At 42.9% G+C, this 17,886-nt stretch carries 19 protein-coding genes and 1 other RNA gene; 9 read left to right on the top strand and 11 right to left on the bottom strand.

Annotated elements, in window-relative coordinates:
* Positions 1-155 precede the first annotated feature (155 nt).
* The gene (gene rppB / locus ACN222_RS05825; protein ID WP_010995344.1) at positions 156-1,502 is read right to left on the bottom strand and encodes a two-component system sensor histidine kinase RppB; all 1,347 of its coding nucleotides are present in this window, start codon (positions 1,500-1,502) and stop codon (positions 156-158) included.
* Complete coding sequence (rppA, locus tag ACN222_RS05820; RefSeq protein ID WP_010995343.1) at positions 1,489-2,193, bottom strand: two-component system response regulator RppA; 705 nt, start codon at positions 2,191-2,193, stop codon at positions 1,489-1,491. The genes rppB and rppA overlap by 14 nt, the downstream gene beginning before the upstream one ends.
* 492 nt (positions 2,194-2,685) lie before the next feature.
* On the opposite strand from rppA, the gene ACN222_RS05815 reads away from it, so the two are divergent.
* Positions 2,686-3,783 (top strand): cysteine synthase family protein, encoded by a 1,098-nt coding sequence (locus ACN222_RS05815; RefSeq protein WP_010995342.1) that lies wholly within the window; start codon positions 2,686-2,688, stop codon positions 3,781-3,783.
* A 14-nt stretch (positions 3,784-3,797) separates the two neighbouring features.
* Complete coding sequence (locus tag ACN222_RS05810) at positions 3,798-5,132, top strand: hypothetical protein (RefSeq protein ID WP_044520833.1); 1,335 nt, start codon at positions 3,798-3,800, stop codon at positions 5,130-5,132.
* A 35-nt stretch (positions 5,133-5,167) separates the two neighbouring features.
* Here ACN222_RS05810 and ACN222_RS05805 read toward each other — a convergent pair whose 3' ends face one another.
* Positions 5,168-5,896: a glycoside hydrolase family protein gene (locus ACN222_RS05805; protein ID WP_010995340.1), complete on the bottom strand. Its 729-nt coding sequence runs from the start codon at positions 5,894-5,896 to the stop codon at positions 5,168-5,170.
* Positions 5,897-5,996: 100 nt separating this feature from the next.
* Positions 5,997-6,536, bottom strand: coding sequence for a 2'-5' RNA ligase family protein (locus tag ACN222_RS05800; protein WP_010995339.1), 540 nt, complete (start codon positions 6,534-6,536; stop codon positions 5,997-5,999).
* Between the two features lie 163 nt (positions 6,537-6,699).
* Here ACN222_RS05800 and ACN222_RS05795 point away from each other — a divergent pair, with 163 nt between their 5' ends.
* The 6 genes from ACN222_RS05795 to ACN222_RS05770 all read left to right on the top strand — a co-directional run bounded on the left by ACN222_RS05795 (position 6,700) and on the right by ACN222_RS05770 (position 9,656).
* Positions 6,700-6,966 (top strand): YciI family protein, encoded by a 267-nt coding sequence (locus ACN222_RS05795; protein WP_010995338.1) that lies wholly within the window; start codon positions 6,700-6,702, stop codon positions 6,964-6,966.
* 36 nt (positions 6,967-7,002) lie between these two features.
* Positions 7,003-7,099, top strand: an RNA gene (ffs, locus tag ACN222_RS05790) — signal recognition particle sRNA small type.
* Between the two features lie 26 nt (positions 7,100-7,125).
* Complete coding sequence (locus ACN222_RS05785; protein ID WP_010995337.1) at positions 7,126-7,506, top strand: phasin family protein; 381 nt, start codon at positions 7,126-7,128, stop codon at positions 7,504-7,506.
* Between the two features lie 156 nt (positions 7,507-7,662).
* Complete coding sequence (locus ACN222_RS05780) at positions 7,663-8,058, top strand: hypothetical protein (protein WP_044520831.1); 396 nt, start codon at positions 7,663-7,665, stop codon at positions 8,056-8,058.
* A gap of 77 nt (positions 8,059-8,135) precedes the next feature.
* Positions 8,136-8,546 (top strand): preQ(1) synthase, encoded by a 411-nt coding sequence (gene queF, locus ACN222_RS05775; protein ID WP_010995335.1) that lies wholly within the window; start codon positions 8,136-8,138, stop codon positions 8,544-8,546.
* 282 nt (positions 8,547-8,828) lie between these two features.
* Complete coding sequence (locus ACN222_RS05770) at positions 8,829-9,656, top strand: alpha/beta fold hydrolase (RefSeq protein ID WP_010995334.1); 828 nt, start codon at positions 8,829-8,831, stop codon at positions 9,654-9,656.
* A gap of 89 nt (positions 9,657-9,745) precedes the next feature.
* Here the strand turns inward: ACN222_RS05770 and ACN222_RS05765 are convergent, their stop codons facing one another.
* The 6 genes from ACN222_RS05765 to carA form a co-directional block, all read right to left on the bottom strand.
* Positions 9,746-10,048 (bottom strand): DUF1816 domain-containing protein, encoded by a 303-nt coding sequence (locus ACN222_RS05765; protein ID WP_010995333.1) that lies wholly within the window; start codon positions 10,046-10,048, stop codon positions 9,746-9,748.
* Between the two features lie 97 nt (positions 10,049-10,145).
* Positions 10,146-11,153, bottom strand: a complete 1,008-nt coding sequence (gene rlmB / locus ACN222_RS05760; RefSeq protein WP_010995332.1) for a 23S rRNA (guanosine(2251)-2'-O)-methyltransferase RlmB — start codon at positions 11,151-11,153, stop codon at positions 10,146-10,148.
* Positions 11,154-11,251: 98 nt separating this feature from the next.
* On the bottom strand, positions 11,252-11,737 hold the full coding sequence (locus ACN222_RS05755; protein ID WP_010995331.1) for a Mini-ribonuclease 3: 486 nt from the start codon (positions 11,735-11,737) through the stop codon (positions 11,252-11,254).
* Positions 11,738-12,047: 310 nt separating this feature from the next.
* Positions 12,048-13,259, bottom strand: coding sequence for an RNA-guided endonuclease InsQ/TnpB family protein (locus ACN222_RS05750; protein WP_010995330.1), 1,212 nt, complete (start codon positions 13,257-13,259; stop codon positions 12,048-12,050).
* Positions 13,260-13,590: 331 nt separating this feature from the next.
* Entirely contained in the window at positions 13,591-13,992 is a 402-nt protein-coding gene (locus ACN222_RS05745; protein ID WP_011321086.1) for an STAS domain-containing protein, read from the bottom strand.
* Positions 13,993-14,132: 140 nt separating this feature from the next.
* Positions 14,133-15,299, bottom strand: coding sequence for a glutamine-hydrolyzing carbamoyl-phosphate synthase small subunit (gene carA / locus ACN222_RS05740; protein WP_010995328.1), 1,167 nt, complete (start codon positions 15,297-15,299; stop codon positions 14,133-14,135).
* Between the two features lie 423 nt (positions 15,300-15,722).
* Between carA and ACN222_RS05735 the strand changes: the two genes are divergently transcribed.
* The gene (locus ACN222_RS05735) at positions 15,723-16,832 is read left to right on the top strand and encodes a retropepsin-like aspartic protease family protein (RefSeq protein WP_010995327.1); all 1,110 of its coding nucleotides are present in this window, start codon (positions 15,723-15,725) and stop codon (positions 16,830-16,832) included.
* Here ACN222_RS05735 and trpD read toward each other — a convergent pair.
* On the bottom strand, positions 16,762-17,850 hold the full coding sequence (gene trpD, locus ACN222_RS05730; RefSeq protein WP_010995326.1) for an anthranilate phosphoribosyltransferase: 1,089 nt from the start codon (positions 17,848-17,850) through the stop codon (positions 16,762-16,764). The genes ACN222_RS05735 and trpD overlap by 71 nt on opposite strands.
* Positions 17,851-17,886: the final 36 nt, after the last annotated feature.

The following is a 17,886-nucleotide window of genomic DNA, read 5'->3' as shown; positions in this document are numbered from 1 at the left end:
TCCAGCGCAAAGATGTGTGTACACCATAGCTCCTTGTAAGGGAGAGGTACCCTACGGGTAGGCTTACGCCATCGTAAGAGAAGCAAGCTATGGAGAGGGGTTTTCCATATCTCGTGAAAAGTCAGAGTTATATGGCAGTATGTTAGGCGCTTCAATTATTTTCTTCGTAAATTAATAGTAAAGGTACTACCTTTACCTAATTCACTCTGCACATCTATACTGCCTTGATGTGCTTCAGTAATAGCCTGAACAATGGCTAATCCTAAACCAGAACCACCAGTGTTACGAGAGCGATCGCTACTTACTCGATAAAAGCGATCAAAAATTCGAGTCAGTTCATGTTGTGGGATACCAATGCCTGTATCTTGAACTTTAATGACAGCATAATTATCATTGCGTTCCAAGATAACTGTTACTTCCCCTCCTTTAGGTGTGTATTGAATTGCATTGACAATTAAGTTGGAAAGCAATCGATAAAGCTGATCAGAATTCCCCATAATATTCAGATTCTGCTTAACTCGAATTGAATATATCAGCTTTACCCCTGCGGCATTTGCCATCGCTGCAAACTCTTCAATTAAATCGCTAACGATATCATTTAAACAACAAACTTCACGCTGTAACTTTTGAGCTTGTCTATCTAAACGCGCTAACATCAATAAGTCAACGACCAGAGTTGTTAGTCTTTGATTTTGACGCTGTATAGTTTGCAATATATCTCGTGTTTCTGGTTCATCTATTTTTGGCATTAAAAGTGCTGATTCTACCGTTGCGCCTGTTGCAGCTAAAGGAGTTCGTAATTCATGTGCGGCATCGGCTGTAAACTGTTGGATTTGTCGATATGATTGATAAATTGGCTGCATAGCTAATCCAGATAACCACCAACTAGCACCAGCAATGATAGCCATTGCTATTGGCAGTCCTAATATCAAAATTAGTTTTACACTATCCAAATAATGATTAAACTCTTCTAGACTTCGCCCTACCTGCATATATCCCCAGTCTTGATAATCTTGAGTATGCAGCGATAGGCTAATTTGATGATACTCTTTACCTTTGCTGTCTTTGAGGAATTGCCAAGTTTTTTGATTAAAAACATCAGGTAATCCCTCTGGATAATAACCAGCGTTAGCAATTAATTTCCCTGAAGTATCAAAAAAACGGATATAGTAGCTAGTCTTAGTGACAATACCCAGAAGATGACGTTGAGGATGCAGCTGTCCTTGAATACAATTAGTAGTTCCCTGTCTACAGTTACCTGTATTTGGAAATAACTGATTTGCTAAAGGTTCTAAACGTCCAGGTGACTGTAATTTTAGTTCAATACTGTCGTGCAGTGTTCCCGCTACAGTCTCAATTTCACTGTCTAAAGCTACCACATGAGCATGAAACACAGACCTATAAAAGCTAAAAGCAGATAGGCTTAAAATCAAACCCATAACAATAGCGTAATACAGAGCTAAACGAACACGGGTAAGCCGAAACAGTTTATTTTGATTCATCTGAGAACTTAAGACGATACCCCATACCGTGCAGAGTTTCAATTGGATTAGGACAGTCGTTACTTGTGAGTTTACGACGTAACAAGCGTATTTGGGCCGCTACTACATTACTGCTAGATTCCGCATTAACTTCCCAAATTTGATTACGAATTTGCTCAGTTGTCACAATTTGGTGAGGATGGTTCATGAAATATTCCAATAGTTGGAATTCTTTATTAGTTAATGGAATACTTTGCTGTTCACCTGTTGTATTTTGTCTAACAACTGTACTGTTGCCGTAATCTAGGGTGAAGTTACCAACAGTTAATTGTTGGGGTTGTAAGTGTGGAGAACGACGTTGCAAAGCTCGCAATCGTGCCAGCAGTTCCACCATACCGAAAGGCTTTACTAAGTAGTCATCGGCACCTGCATCTAGTCCGGCAACTTTATCTTCCATTCTATCTTTGGCAGTTAGCATCAGGATAGGAAGAGGATTACCTTGATAACGCAGTCTTTTACACAATTCTAAACCACTAATTCCTGGAAGCATCCAATCAAGAATCACTACTGTATATTGCGCCGAACTATTTTCTAAGTAAGTCCATGCGTCATTCCCATCCATAACCCAGTCAACTAGGTACTTTTGCTGATTTAAAGTACGCTTAATCGCTGCCCCCAAATCTGGCTCATCTTCGACTAGTAGCACCCTCATATCAAACTGAGTATTTGAAATTTCGTTGTAAATTTTTGGCTTTAGTATAGTTCGCCATAGGGACACCCTTATTAATAGGTTTGCAGAAATTTATGAAATTAGGATGAAATTCTGAGATATTTTATGTCAATCAAAGTTAATTAATTGACGGATATAAATTATCGCTACTGATTTCTGGAATTTTCCAAGAAAGATTAAATAAAAATTTCATCTTGATTTCATATTTATACTTCAACATAAAAATATGTTGATTTCGCAATGATCATAACTTAAATACTTGCTTAGGTATTTATCAATCCAAACATGATTGCTATCTATTTTGAGTAGATTAAACCGGATTTAAGAGGTAATTAACTATATGAGTAATAGTTGTTACTATGCTTATTTTCAAGAAAAAATGTAGTGGTGATGTTTCAAAAAAATCAAACCCAATGAGCAAGTTCATGTAGCTATGAGATTTTGCGCTAATTTTTTATTTTTTGGGTAATTAATATGAATTATTTGGCGAAATATTCATACTTTGAAAGCATTTTCAAACCTCAAAGCGGCAACCATAGTAAATGGAAAAATACTACGGCTACTGATGTTACCCAGGCGTTGGGTAATGTCCCGATTGTCAAACTCAGAAATATTTCTCCTGTCTGTGCGATCGCAGAATGCTTCTTGAAATTGGAAAGTTGTAATCCTGGTGGATCAATTAAGGAGAAAAATGCAGTCTACCTCGTTACGTGTGCAGAGGAGGAAGGGCTGCTTGTACCTGGTGGTACGATTATTGAGTCCAGTTCAGGAAATTTCGGTGTAGGATTGGCGATGGTAGGAGCAGTCCGAGGGTATCGGGTGATAATTGTCGTCGATGCGAAAACTCCTCCACCCTTTAGGCGAATGTTGAAAGCGTATGGTGCTGAACTTGTCGATGTACCGCTACATGAAGCAGACGAATCGGGATCTATGCAAAAGGCACGAATGAAACGGGCGAAAGAGCTTGCAGCAACTATTCCTGATGCTTGGTATCCATGTCAGCACTTGAATCCTTTGAACACTGAGGCACATTCGTATTACACTGCGAGGGAAATTGAAGCCCACTTTGCTGATGAACTTGATGCTGTGGTAGTCGGTGTCAGTACGGCGGGACAGATCATGGGAATAGCTCGTTATCTCCGGCCGCGATTCCCGAAAATTCGGATTATTGGCGTTGATGTGGTGGGTTCAGTAATTATGGGAACGTCAGCAAAACCGTACAAAATGACGGGTATTGGCTTATCTTTCTTTCCCCCAAATCTCGATCTTTCCCTACTCGATCGCGCTTACATAGTACCAGAAGATTTAGCTTATTCAGTCTGTCACGCCCTAGCACGTCGTGAGGGTTTGCTTCTGGGTGCATCAACAGGGGCGATTGTAGCTGGTGGACTGCATCTGGCGCGTGAACTAGGTAGGGGCGCGCGGATTTTGATGATTAATCCAGATAGAGGAGATAGATATCTGGAGACAGTGTATGATTCCGAGTGGCTGGAGCGTCATGGATTTACCCTCAAACAAGACTCTCATCTTGATGATGCGATCGCTTCACTAAGCCCTGTGTATTTTGAGTAGTGCTGAAAAATATCATGAACACCTCACCCCAGCAGAAACAAGAAACAACTTCAGGGCGATCGCTCCTAGCACTACTCACCCAGTTTATTCCACTTTCCCTATCTGATGTGGCCATGACTCTTGGAGATCCGCTTCAGACATCTGCACTGAGTCGCCTAGCCTTTCCACAAGAAACATTAGCCGGAGTCGGGGTAGTCAAAGGAGTTGCTGTATTTCTAGAAAGCCCCATTATCATGATTCTTCATGCCTCAACCGCACTGGGAGGCCAAGCCAAATCTCGACGCGCCCTTTGGCAGTTTACGATCATTGCGGGACTAGTTCTTAGTGGTATCTTCCTGTTACTCACTTGGGAACCCTTGTATAACTGGCTACTGCTTGATGTATTTGGTGTTAGCTCATTAATTGCTCAACGAGGAAGAACGGCTTTTCTGCTCATGTTCCTGTGGCCTTTCGTGATTGCTTGGCGGCGATTCTTTCAAGGGTTGTTAATCCGCGCTCAAAAGAGCATAGCTGTAGGTTGGGCAAGTGTAGCGCGATTGACTTGGGTAGTTGTGTCACTGGTAGTAGGAGTAAATTTGCGATTAGATGGGGCAATGCTCGCAGGTATCACCATGATGGGAGCAATACTTATTGAGGCAGTATTGGTCACATGGTTTTGTTTGCGTCTTGGTGCTATTTCTATTCTTGAGCAACAAGGATATTCTGAGACTAAGAAACTGCCTCAAACTTTGTCAGGAGTCAGCTTTTACTATCTTCCTTTAGCCTCAACAATGCTGATTGTTTGGGGTGCAAGAGCCATTCTCTTAAGTCTCATTGCACGTTCATTCGATGGTAGTTTAGCACTTGCTGTCTGGCCTGCGACTTGGGGGTTACTGCTTTCAATCGCTAACGGTACACGTATGATTCAACAAGTGGTAATTTCTGCTTATGAAGAAACTTCCAGGCGAACACTTGCTGCTTTTGTAATTATTGTCGGACTGAGTTTTACTTTAATACCTTTTTTCCTGGGGTTTACAGACCAAGGATTATTTTTACTGCGTCAGTTTTTGGGAAATAATCCTTCCCTTGTAGAAGCATCTCGTCCAGTTATACAAATACTCTCATGTTTCCCCCTACTCTTGGCTCTGCAAAACACGTTTCAGGGGCTACTTATTCACAAGGGTAAGAATTGGTTTATCAACTTGGCAACAGTAGTTGCTGCGACCTTTACTTTAGTAATATGTGGAAGTTTGATTTTTACCAAACATAGCGGAGCTACTTCAGCAGCCTATGGAATGCTGGCGGGTGTGATGAGTGAAATAATTGTCCTTTTCTTGGCACTCCAAAGTAAATCATCGGCTCAATTGTGACGAGCCATCATGACATATTTTTAGCCCTTTCCCTTTTACAATGGCTGAAGAAATAGTTTAGCCTCAGCTACTCGCCTGCGCCTCAAACCCGCCTCAACTGAACTACCCGGATTTCTATACATAGTTAGTGTGGGTTCAATTTTGTCCCACTCTTGATTGTTCAAAACTCTAGTAATTGTCTCAAAGCCCTTAGAACCGTAGAAATTCGCACCCAAGTTATAGGCAAAACTTAATAATGCTCCTTGTTGGTAAGGATTTAAATTTTCCCATCCGGGTATTTTCTCTAGAGATGGTAAATATTTACGCTCTAACTGAAGAATTAACAGTTCATCCGCCTCCACTTGGGTCATTTTTTCACCCAACGACCATTCGCTACCATCTTTTTTGACGGTAGAACCCCAACCAATGGTGTAAGGTTTACCTTTAGAGAGGGGATCTGGATAAGCTATCAGCTTACAACCTTCAAATTCCTTGATCAAATTCACCCCTGGTAGTGGTAATTTACCGGAAGCCCCACCATAAAGTTTTGCTATTTCTATTTGCCTCTGAATTGCTTTATTTAAGGCATTACGAGTATTTATCTCTACTACGCCATCAGGAGTAATACTTTGCCTTTGCTGGAATTGTTTGACAGCCGCTTCTGTTTTGTTACCGAAATCACCATCTATCCGACCTGGGTCGAATTTTAGTTTAATTAATATTTCTTGCAGTTCGCTCACATCTGAGCCTTTTGACCCTTTTCTGAGCGTCTCGGTGATACTCATATTACGTGCATTTTATTTAATTAATATATACAATTACTAATCAAACCTTTCTGTCTTTACACGCAAAGCATCTGTAATAAAAAATTATATGTGGTTCTGGCTAGAGGAAATTAAACTCTGATTTAATCAGCCAACGCCTACCATCGTGAAACAGCAAAGTTAACTTATCCGCAGTGAATTCAAAATTTATTTGACGATTGGCAAATTCTGGCCAAGCAGCCTGAAAGTTTTGTTTTGTTAAGTCTCGAAAGGCTACTGTCATGTGTGGTGCAAAAGGTCGCTGTTTGCCAACTGCATCTACAATTTTCAAGCTAGTTTCTGTATGGGTTATTAACTCAGCTTGCAAGTTTAACAGTTCTGGACTTCTCTCGACATTGATATAGATGACACGAGGTGGAAAGGCATCAAAGCCACTGAGAGTTATTGGTATTGACTGTTGCTGGCTGGCAAACTCTCTCAAGGAGGTTTCTAGTATTGATAAATTATCATCTACCCACTTGAAAGGTGGTTGTAGTGTAATGTGTGGTGGCGACTTTTGCGCGTGGCGACTAGCGTAATGATCTGCAAAATACTGTTTGATTTGGTTGGCGTAGTCTTGTATCTCTTGCGGCGGTAGCAAGGCAACGAAAAAACGGCTCATTAGGTAAATTCAAAATTTAAAATGGAAAACAGGATACAGTAATTTGCAAATTGACATTACATAAACTCGCGATCGCTCCTCACTTTATTTCCATGAAGTTGGAGACCGATAACGTTACCGTTGAAAATATTAGAACATAGGATTTCCAGAGGTTGCAAGCAAAATGCCTTGGTTTGTAAAGTTAGAAGAAGGTAAAGTTGATAAATCCACCTTTGACCAATACGTACCTGCTCACCAAGCCTACGTGAGAGATTTGATTACCAAGGGTTACAAAGCCCGAACAGGTTATTGGGCGCAATTCGGTGGCGGGATGTTGCTGTTTGAGGCTGCTTCAATGGCAGAAGCCGAGGCAATTGTTGCCGATGATCCCTTAGTAAAAAGCGGTTGTGTCAACTTTAAACTTTACGAATGGAAAATTGTCGTGGAATAACGCACAGTTACGGAATTTGATGTTATATTGTTAATAGACCTGGATCTATGCGACTGCAACGCCTAAACCTTGTCAGGACCGGAAGGTAGCAGCAACACAGGATGCTTGTGGTAGGCGTAGTCTCCGGGTCGCCCTATTTATTAGGAGCTATCAGCAGCAATGCCTGGTTTTGGAGATATTGTTCAAAAAGCATTTTACCTCGGTGTCGGGTTGGCTTCTTACGCTGGCGAGAAAGCCGGAGGTAAATTAACTGAACTGCGATCGCAAGTCCAAAAACTGGCAGATGAAATGGTTGCCAAGGGTGAAATGACCACAGACGAAGCTCGTCGCTTTGTGGAAGACATGATGAAGCAAGCCCAACAGCCTCCAGCGACAGATGAAGCTCCTGAAAAACCGCCGTCTTCTGAACCTCGTCGCATCGAAATTTTAGAGGAAGATGAAGAGCCAACGGTGAGAGAGGCATCAACAGAAAAAGTAGATGAACTGCGCCAACAAGTGCTAGACCTGCAAGAAGAGTTAAAAAGACTGCAAAAAGAATAGATATTTCTGAGTTAAAAGTCTTATTAGCGCAGTGTTAACTGGGTATATTACCACGCACCAGAGAATCTATAATATATGTGATCTAGGGTGTACTTTAGTGTTTCCAGCCAAGTAGCACTATGCGTCCTATTTTTTGCAAGCCAGGGCGTTAAGTTTATGGATCAATGGCAAAAAGATTTGATGGAAATGGTGGAAACCGTGGCCGATGAAGTAGAACGCTTCTTCTTAGGAATGGGTGAAATGGTAGATGCCTTTTTTGAGCTAACAGAAGAATTCACTGAACAAGTCCAACACAACATTGTTACCGAAGTTGACCAGTATTTACAGGATTTAACGGAGCCGATTCTGGATATTTACTGGGAACTAGAGGATGTTGTGGCAGATGTTGATCCTGGCTTTCCCTATTCAGTCGAAGCGACAACAGAACAAAATGCTGCCTGCATAGGTTGTAGCAATTACCACGGCCATGTATATGGCGGTAACTTGCTAGTCTGTGGTATGCACCCTCATGGGTGGGATGATGGGAGTTGTCCTGATTGGGAACGAGAATAGTTTTGAGGGCTGGGTGCTGGGTGTTGAATGTTAAGTTATTAGTGATGGGTCTTTACATTTCTTTGGACTAATAATTTATGAGTAATTCTTCACCGGAAACTGTATCTCAGCCTAGCCAGGAAGTTAAGTATGGCGAACGGGAAATCGCAGAAGGACAACTAATTACCTTTCCCAATCCGCGTGTGGGTCGGCGCTATGATATTAATATTACTTTGCCGGAATTTACTTGTAAGTGTCCATTTTCCGGTTATCCTGACTTCGCCACCATTTATATTACCTATGTGCCTGATGAGCGAGTGGTGGAATTAAAGGCTCTCAAACTTTATATTAACAGTTACCGCGATCGCTACATTTCCCACGAAGAATCAGCCAACCAAATTCTTGATGATTTTGTCGCAGCTTGTGACCCTCTAGAGGCAAATGTTAAAGCTGATTTTACTCCCCGTGGGAACGTTCATACTGTGGTGGAAGTTAGGCACACGAAATAAGGAAGGCAAGGGAACAGGATAGCAGAGGAAGCTTTTAAAATTTAAAATTGCGTCTCATGTGAATTAAAATCTGTTAATTCAGTAGACATTTGTAGGGGTGGGTTCACCGGGATCAAATTGTTTATGATATTTGATTAACTCGCCTCTACCGAGTCTCATTAGCCGCAAGTATAGGCTATTTTTTGGATATAGAAGGTTTTCCTAATTCACGTCAGACGTAAATTACAAATTACGTAAGTGTAAGCCTAATAATTGAGTATTAAGAATCACAAATTAATTACTGTGGCTGAGAAACTTAACATTCACATCCAAGGTCAAGGTTTCCCCATATTAGGATTACATGGACATCCTGGTAGTGGTCGGAGTCTTTCGGTTTTTACCAATCACTTATCAAAACGTTACAAAACTATTGCCCCTGATTTGCGTGGATACGGCAAAAGTCGCTTTCGTGGCAACTTTACCATGCAGGATCATTTAACCGACTTAGAAGCTTTATTAGATCGTTTTCAAATCGAGAAATGCCTAGTATTGGGATGGTCTTTGGGTGGGATTTTAGCAATGGAGTTGGCTTTGCGCCTACCACAGCGTGTCACTGGGCTGATTTTGGTGGCAACAGCAGCTAGACCCCGTGGTAATCATCCACCAATTTCTTGGCAGGATAATCTTTATACAGGTGTTGCTGGGTTAATAAACTATATCAAACCAAGCTGGCGCTGGAATATTGAGAATTTTGGCAAGCGATCGCTGTTTCGTTATCTCATACAACAACACACACCCACTGCCTATAATTACATAGCCAGAGAAGCCTTACCAGCTTATTTGCAAACTTCTACATCTGCCACTCACGCCCTTAACAGCGCCCTACGTTTAGGATACAACCGACTTGCAGACCTTGAGCAAATTCATTGCCCTAGTCTGCTACTGGCCGGCGCTCAAGATAGACACATTACAGCCGATTCCAGTTTAGAAACAGCCCAACATCTCAAACATAGTCAGTGGCAATGCTACCCTCATACCGCCCATCTTTTCCCTTGGGAAATCCCCCAGCAGGTAATAAACGATATTGACCTGTGGTTAGCAAACAACTCACAGGTAATGAGCAATCAATAATACAAAGTCCACAGTCAAGAGTCCCAAGTCAAGAGTTAAATGCAATCACTAATGACTAATGACTAATGACTATTAACTAATTGCCTAACTTACATCTGACCGCTAAAGGCAGGCTTTACTTTGCGGTCAAGACGTTCCCCCAGGTCTTCAGCAATCGTCAAGTTATTGGGTTTGCAGCGCTTCACGTTCACACCTATTCCTTGCGCTCCTTCCGTCTCTAAATCCTCGACGTAGCCTTTGATGGCTAACTTCGCCTCAGCAGAATTCAGAAAAGGCCCGAAGTAGTATGTGCAGCATGGGTTTTGAGTAGTAATCTCCACCCACCAAGCCAAGCCAAAAGTATTGAAAGTATTAATTGTAATTTCTTTCAGGTTTTGCCAAATTGTTTTCATGGTTGTCGCCAATTGATCAAAGTGGTACTGAATGTTCAGCAATAGAGATTGCTATTTTTTGTTGTTACATTTCTTTATACTCTTTTACTGATTATTTTCATAGAGGCTTTTGTAATTTATCTAGGTATAAAGTGTTTAATGAGCGTTGGCGGAAAATCTCATAAAGCGCCATTCCTGCGGCAACTGAGGCATTCAGACTAGGGGTCTTACCCATCAGGGGAATTGATACCAAAACATCACATGAGCGCTGAGTTAACATACTCAAGCCTTCGCCTTCCGAGCCGATGACCAAAACAATGGGTCCCCGGAAGCTGACCGTGTGCAGAGGTTCACTACCTCCAGCCGCAGTTCCATAAATCCAGAAGCCTGCCTCTTTTAAATCTTCTAAAGCGCGTCCAAGGTTGACAACTCTGGCTACAGGAAAGTTTTCTAAAGCGCCTGCTGCTACTTTCACGACTGTAGAAGTGATCCCGGATGCTCTTCTTTGGGGAATAACCAAGCCTTGAGCGCCAATTGCTTCGGCTGTACGAATAATTGCCCCTAAATTATGGGGATCTGTGATGCTATCAGCTACCACAATGACGGGATCTGTGACAGTTTTAGCCTGGGCGATTAATTCATATAAATCAATATACGAGTAGGGCGCAATCTGTGCAGCTATGCCTTGGTGATTAGCTTGGTCGGTGATTTGATCTAAGCGTTTGGTGTCTACTTCGTCTATGACTGCACCATTGTCCTTGGCTTGCAGAATCAAATTATGAAACCGGGGATCGTAACGTAGTCGAGGAGTTACCCAGATGCGGTTGAGTCCACGTTGATTTTGCAAAGCACTAAGGACTGGATGACGACCATAGATAATATCGTTGTCGTTATCCTCTTGTGGTTTGGGAATAGGGGCTGAATCAGAATATTGACGAATAGGAGCTGAATCAGAATATTGACGACGCGGACGTGGAGGACGTGAACTGCTGCTAGAGCCAGAATTGCTCTCCCCATTTCTTTGGCTGCGAATAGGATTGGCAATGACGCGTTTACCCTTGATTTTTACGGGTTGTCCGCGATTGGCCTCACCGACAGTCTTAATTTTTTTAGGTTTGTTAGTCATAATATTTTGGCGTATGGCGCATGGGTAGACAGTCCGATTCCTGTATGTACTGAACCTAAACTTAAAAAACTTCCGATCATTGAGATTGAGTAGTTAAATTATTCTTCTTTCTCTAGATGGATTTTCTGTAACAGTTCGGTTAAACGTGGGAAATCGGTGAGATAAAGGTAGCCTATTAAAGCTTCAAGACTAGTGGCTTGTTGATATATTTCGGGATTAACTCGTTTGGGACGACCTGCGGCAGCATTACGGCCTCGGCGGACAATTTCTAATTCACTTGCCCTCAGGTAAGGAGTCAGCGATCGCAAATGTAGCGCCTGTGTTTCTGCTCTTACTTGTGCTACTACTAAACGATGGTAAGCATCTGATCGCTGTAGTGGTAGCAGGTAAAACATTCTAACATACAGTTCATAAATTGCATCCCCTACATAAGCTAAAGCCGCAGGAGAAATCTGCTGCAATTGTGTCTGGGAGATATTCTGAATTAATGGCGCGGTAGTTGCCAAGAGTGCTTGATCCCAAGATGAATCTGGCTTAAGGTCTTCACCTTGTTTATCTAGTAACTCTTCCTCCTGGGACTTCACAAATTCATCATTCCTTCACGGGGTAATATTAAAAAGCAAAGATAAAAAATTTTAGATGCCTGGTTTTGGCAGTTTTTTTTAATTTCAGAGGGTATCTATAATTGCCTTTATACTTTACTACATTTATAAGGCATCTACCAAAAGGCTGATTTTCTATTACGCCATTTTGCTACACCTAGCTGAATTCAATGCTATAAAAAATCATTTCCTAATATATCTTTTTATTGGTTAGTTTGCTATAGATAAATAACTTGGTCAACCTAAACTCTGGCAATCGTGAGATGAGAGATGAGTTTTGACACTCTCCGCCCTATAAGGGCGAAGATTCTTCAATCTTTGACCCAACTTGCTCAGACAGGATTTCTCCAGCATGAGTAGAGGTCGAATCTCCTGAAGCGTTCGGGTCTATGACCCAAGTTCCCGTATGACCTACGGTACTCAAGGCTAATTTCAGAATATTGATAGCCGCATTCCAATCCCTATCCATGACGAAACCACATTCACAAGCATGAGTTCTGGTTGATAGAGATTTTTTGACCATTGCGCCACAGTTAGAGCATTCTTGCGATGTATAGGCAGGGTTAACCGCAACAGTTATTCTGCCAAACTTCACTCCGAAAAACTCCAACCATTTTCTGAATTGATACCAACCAGCATCATTAATAGATTTAGCGAGACAATGATTTTTAACTAAATTCTTGATCCTCAAATCTTCATAGGCTACCAAATCGTTAGACTGGATTACGCAACGCGCCACTCTCTTGGCGTGTTCTTCACGTTGCCTACTTATTTTGAGGTGTACTCGCCCTAACCTATTAATAGCTCTCTTACGGCTGGTAGAGCCTTTCTTTTTGCGAGAAACGCGCTTTTGTCTAAACTTGAGGCGTTTCTCTCCCGTGCGATAAAATCTTGGGTTAGGTTCACTATATCCATTGCTATCTGTGTAGAACTCTTTTAGTCCAACATCTAAACCAATGGTTTTACCAGTGGGTTGTGTTTCTACTTTGTTGTCTGCACTAATCAAAAATTGAACATAGTACCCGTCAGCACGGCGGACTAACCTAACTCGTTTTATCTGTTCTAATTGGTAGAAGCTTAAATCCCACGTTCCTTTAAGTTTTAGCTTGCCAATACCCTTTTTGTCGGTGAATGTTATTTGTTTCCTAGTCTGAGAAAGTGACCACCCAGACGTTTTGTATTCCACTGAGCGAGAATTTTTCTTGAACTTTGGATATCCTTTTTTGCCCGGAACAGACTTTTTGCAGCTGTCGTAGAAACGAGCAATAGAGCTATAAGCCCGTTCGATAGATGCTTGACAAGCACTAGAGTTCAAAGCTTTCACAAATGAGAATTCAGACCTCAAAGACTTGGCTATTCGATACAGTTCTTTTTGCCCTACACCTCGGTTATCCATCCAAAAACGGATACTCTTATTGCGAACAAATTGAGCTGTTCTTATCGCCTCATCAATGGCATTGTATTGAGTTGTTTTCCCTTTGGCTTTGAATTCTAAAACAATCATTTTACGTGGGAAACTTCTACGCAAACATTATAACATAATCAAAGTCGCCCTAAAAGGGCGAGGCTTTAGACCCATTTTTTTGGTAAATTTTTTAGCTAGTAGTCCGGTCAGTCAAGTTTGCGAGGTTAATAGCAGTGAAACATCTCTTTCTCCCTCTGCTCTCCCTGCTTGCCTTAGCCTAGCAACTTTGGGTTAGTGAACTACTAGTCCCCATTCCCTATTCTTATCGTTGGCTTTTTTACCTCTCCCAGACAGAGAGAGGTTTTTCGCCAACCTTTCTATAAATTAAGCTATGCCGAAAAATATCGGATAGCTTAATCTCTCTATGAGGTCAAGCACCCTTGATGTTTTCTACAGCTGCGTCAACTGTGGATTGCAGTGAGAGAAACTTCTCTAAGCGAACGAGCTTGACAGTTTGAGTAACGCGTGCATTGGTGACAATTTGCAAGGTTCCTTCGGCCGTTTGAGCTTGCTTGGCTAGCTGCACCAGAGCGCCCAAGCCGGAACTGTCAACAAAGTCAATTTGCGAAAGATCCAGAATAATATGCTTTGGGCCTTCATCAATTTTGCCGCCAAGTACCTTGCGAAACGTCGGCTCAGAAAAGGCATCTAACAGACCTGTGAGGCGGAATAGCTGATAGTTATCGCGGACTTCACGAGTACCTCTCAGGCTTACGGTTAGATTTAGTGGTTCAGCAATAATTCCCTCCTCGTCGTTAAAGTGAACGCTCAAGTATAGATGTTTTTTGGGCGTGTTGTCTACAACCTACTGGGGTATGGGGATCGGGGACTGGGTATTGGGTGTTAGGTAAATTTCTTCTCCCTTATTCCCTGTACCTTTCTAGTTCCTAGTTCCTATTCCCCAATCCCTTTTTAACTCACTTCTGCTGTAGTGGCTTGTTTTGTTGTCCGCATTTGATGAACAAACTGGGCAAACAAGTAATCAGCATCGTGAGGGCCTGGGCTGGCTTCTGGGTGGTACTGCACGGAAAAGATGGGTAGAGATTTGTGGCGCAGACCTGCAACAGTGCGATCGTTTAAATTGAGGTGGCTGATTTCCACAACTGCCTCAGGTAAAGAATCTGGGTCGATCGCAAAGCTGTGGTTTTGGCTGGTGATTTCTACCCGTTGTGTTAAACCGGCTGGTTGATTTAAACCCCGATGTCCAAATTTCAGCTTAAAGGTTTCTGCTCCCAAGGCGTGACCCAAAATTTGGTGTCCCATACAAATACCGAAAATGGGCTTTTCGCTTTCGAGCAATGCTTTGGCTGTGGTAATACCTTCTGTAACTGCCGACGGGTCGCCAGGGCCGTTCGAGAGGAAAATACCATCTGGATTGTATTTGAGGATTTCTTCTGGTGATGTATCGGCAGGTACAACAATGACTCGGCAACCATAACTGGCTAAACGACGTAAAATATTACGTTTAACACCAAAATCTAGGGCGACAACTGTCAAGGATTCCCCATTCTTTACCGTACCATCTGGGTTAAATTCCCAAACTGCTGTTGTAGGGTCTGACCATTCGTAGACTGTAGAGGTGGTAACTTCCCGGACTAAGTTTAAGCCTGCCATGTTAGGAGCTGCTTGTACCTGTTCTAACAACTCCGCTTCATCCAAAATTTCTGTAGAAATACCGCCGTTCATGGCTCCGTACATCCGAATTTTGCGGGTGAGGGCGCGGGTATCTATACCAAAGATACCGGGGATGTGGTGCTGTTTGAGGTAGTCGGGTAAGGATTGTGTGGATCGCCAGTTACTCGGTTTATGACAAATATTGCGGGCGATCGCTCCCCGCACTTGGGGACGTGCTGATTCTTCGTCTTCAGGATTAACGCCTGTATTCCCCAATTCGGGATAGGTGAAGACGACAATTTGACCACGGTAACTAGGATCTGTCAATACTTCTTGATAGCCAGTCATACCAGTGTTGAAGACGACTTCGCCAATGGTGGTTCCCGTCGCACCGAAAGACCAACCACGGTAAGCAGTTCCATCTGCCAAGACAAGGAGAGCAGGCATTGCGTCAGACAGGGGCATAAGCGATGAATTAGGATGGGGACTGGGGGGATTGGGGATGGGGGACTGGGAATTGGAGAAATTTTTTTCTCCGTTGCTCTGTGATTGTTGAGATTTTTTCAGTCGTTAGTCCTTAATACCCACACTGCGAGTGTTAATTATCCCATGAGTTTGTGAATTACACGTTCGCCAGGAAATTAATTAAAACTTAAAATCAAAATAGCTAATGATGGGAAAATGCCAGAGCCGTTGGGGAAGGGAAATGAGGGTGTAAGGGTATGGGGGTGTAGGGGTGTACAAGAAGAATTTCTTATTTCCCACTCCCTACTCCTCTGGTTACTGAACGCAGTCGCAGTAATACCAATTTGAAAAAAGAAGGCAACAAATATACAGCCCCAAAGGCTTGTCCTATCTTGATTTTTAATTTTGAATTTTGATGTTGGTATGACTCCCCACTCCCTCAATATGCCTTCGCTGGAACAGGTAAGATTACAATTAATTATGCTTCAGCCCTTTTTATCTCGCGCAATCCTGATTTGTTTGTCTGGTACGATCGCCTTTTTCAGTGTTGCTTGTAGCACAGACAAACAAAAAACGGCTATTCTTCGTAATCAACAGTCTGTGGTGACGGAGGATTTGCCAGTACCAGTTTCCGATGAACCACAAGTAGCACCCAATATTCCGGAGTCAAAAGAGTTGCCATCATCGCCAATGGAACCGAGTTCTTTTGAGATGGGGTTAGATAAAGCAGCTGGTGCTGAGAGTATTAGCCAATCGGCGCAATCGCCTGATGATTGGTATTTGGTAGCCAGTCAGTTCCATGATGCGATCGCGCTGATGAAACAAGTCGAAAAACAAAGTTCTGAGTTTGCGATCGCTCAAACTAAAATTTCTGAGTATCAGCGTCAGATGAAAAATGCTGTACGCCAAGCTAATACGGTCGCCCGACCATTGCCTACAAGACCGACTCCCAGGGTAGTGGCAACTGCGCCCCAACAGTCTAGCTCACCTCAGTTTGTTATCCCTGTGCCGCCACCTGGAAGTACAAAACTGTCAACAGAACCAGTAAATTTTCCCATATCAGCAGCACTTACCTCGGAACAAGATGTTTTTGTTGCCCCGATTAAACGCCGAATTGGGGGTACGCCAATTGTGACGGTGACATTCAACGGTCAGCAGCAATTTGACATGATTGTCGATACTGGAGCCAGTGGTACTGTGATCACTCAAGAAATGGCGAATGCTTTGAGAGTGGTTACTGTCGGTAAAGCCAAGGCTAACACTGCTAGTTCTAAGGGTGTAGAGTTTCCCATTGGTTATGTAGATTCGATGGCAGTGGGAGGGGTGATAGTAAATAGAGTACCAGTAGCGATCGCTGGGGCGGAACTCGAAACCGGGCTTTTAGGACATGATTTTTTTGGTAATTACGATGTCACTATTAGGCGCAATGTCGTAGAATTCCGCCGCCAAGCACATTCAGAAGCTAATTCCCCAGAAAGTATACCAATTGTGCCAATTTTGCCCAGGCAGTACCAGTCTGTAGGATCTCCTTAGCGACACTCACACCTTGGGCATGGTCTAATAATGGGACTGCACCCGCCACCTGTAGCGCCAACGCCGCATTTAAAGCTACAGCGTCTTGCTGTGCTTGGGTTCCTTTACCTTGCAATACAGCTTTGAGAATTTCCGCATTTTCTTGTACATCACCACCCCGGAGTGCGCCAATAGGAGCAGGTGTCACACCCACTTCTTGGGGATTGATCGTAGTTAACTGTAGCTCACCATCAGATAATACTGCTAAGTCTGTTAAATCACCCAAGCCAGCCTCATCAAGCCGTTCTCGTCCATGTAAGACGATCGCCTTTTGCTTACCCAAATTATCTAAAGCTTGGGCAACAGTTGTCAAAAGTTTGGGAGTAAATAACCCCACCACTTGCCCAGTGGGACGCAGAGGATTGACCAACGGCCCCAGCAAATTAAACACCGTGCGGATTCTTAAAGTCCGTCGCAAAGTAGCCACCGCCTTGAGTGCAGGATGCCAACCAGGGGCAAACAAAAATGTGATCCCGACTTCTTGCAGTGCAGCTTGTACTTTTTCGGGGGAAGCACCCAAGTTAACACCCAAAGCTTCCAAAACATCGGCGCTACCAGTCAAACTCGAAGCCGAACGATTACCATGCTTGGCAACAGGTACACCATAAGCAGCTGCCACAAACGCCACCGCCGTAGAAATATTAAAAGTCGATGACCCATCGCCACCAGTGCCACAAGTATCGATTATGGAGAATGGGGAATTGGTAATTGGTAATTGAGAATAATTTTCCCCAGTCCCCATTTTCGATTGAGATTGTAGTACTTCAGCCATACCAGTCAACTCGTCGGCAGAAACGCCTTTAAAATTGAGTGCCGTTAAGATTGCGCCTGATAACTCTGGGGGTACGGCTTCACTGAGCCAACCCTGCATCAATTCAGCAGCTTGCGATCGGCTTAGAGATTCACCATCTATTAATTGTTGCAGTAGAAGATACCAGCTAGTAGAAGATTCTTGTGTAGATGTAGGAGAACTGGTCATAACTCAAGTTTGTGTACTTTGAGAGGCATGGCAGTT

This window comes from Anabaena sp. FACHB-595, assembly GCF_048568275.1.
In the GTDB taxonomy this organism is placed as follows: domain Bacteria; phylum Cyanobacteriota; class Cyanobacteriia; order Cyanobacteriales; family Nostocaceae; genus Trichormus.
The sequence above is the reverse complement of the archived record's forward strand: the minus strand, read 5'-3'. Positions and strand labels throughout refer to the sequence as shown.

Coding starts and splice junctions, on each gene's coding strand:
- ACN222_RS05765 (WP_010995333.1), bottom strand. CDS start 10,048: ATGAAAACAATTTGGCAAAACCTGAAAGAAATTACAATTAATACTTTC.
- rppB (WP_010995344.1), bottom strand. CDS start 1,502: ATGAATCAAAATAAACTGTTTCGGCTTACCCGTGTTCGTTTAGCTCTG.
- ACN222_RS05750 (WP_010995330.1), bottom strand. CDS start 13,259: ATGATTGTTTTAGAATTCAAAGCCAAAGGGAAAACAACTCAATACAAT.
- rppA (WP_010995343.1), bottom strand. CDS start 2,193: ATGAGGGTGCTACTAGTCGAAGATGAGCCAGATTTGGGGGCAGCGATT.
- ACN222_RS05815 (WP_010995342.1), top strand. CDS start 2,686: ATGAATTATTTGGCGAAATATTCATACTTTGAAAGCATTTTCAAACCT.
- ACN222_RS05785 (WP_010995337.1), top strand. CDS start 7,126: ATGCCTGGTTTTGGAGATATTGTTCAAAAAGCATTTTACCTCGGTGTC.
- ACN222_RS05780 (WP_044520831.1), top strand. CDS start 7,663: ATGGATCAATGGCAAAAAGATTTGATGGAAATGGTGGAAACCGTGGCC.
- carA (WP_010995328.1), bottom strand. CDS start 15,299: ATGCCCCTGTCTGACGCAATGCCTGCTCTCCTTGTCTTGGCAGATGGA.
- ACN222_RS05795 (WP_010995338.1), top strand. CDS start 6,700: ATGCCTTGGTTTGTAAAGTTAGAAGAAGGTAAAGTTGATAAATCCACC.
- queF (WP_010995335.1), top strand. CDS start 8,136: ATGAGTAATTCTTCACCGGAAACTGTATCTCAGCCTAGCCAGGAAGTT.
- ACN222_RS05735 (WP_010995327.1), top strand. CDS start 15,723: ATGACTCCCCACTCCCTCAATATGCCTTCGCTGGAACAGGTAAGATTA.
- trpD (WP_010995326.1), bottom strand. CDS start 17,850: ATGACCAGTTCTCCTACATCTACACAAGAATCTTCTACTAGCTGGTAT.
- rlmB (WP_010995332.1), bottom strand. CDS start 11,153: ATGACTAACAAACCTAAAAAAATTAAGACTGTCGGTGAGGCCAATCGC.
- ACN222_RS05810 (WP_044520833.1), top strand. CDS start 3,798: ATGAACACCTCACCCCAGCAGAAACAAGAAACAACTTCAGGGCGATCG.
- ACN222_RS05805 (WP_010995340.1), bottom strand. CDS start 5,896: ATGAGTATCACCGAGACGCTCAGAAAAGGGTCAAAAGGCTCAGATGTG.
- ACN222_RS05800 (WP_010995339.1), bottom strand. CDS start 6,536: ATGAGCCGTTTTTTCGTTGCCTTGCTACCGCCGCAAGAGATACAAGAC.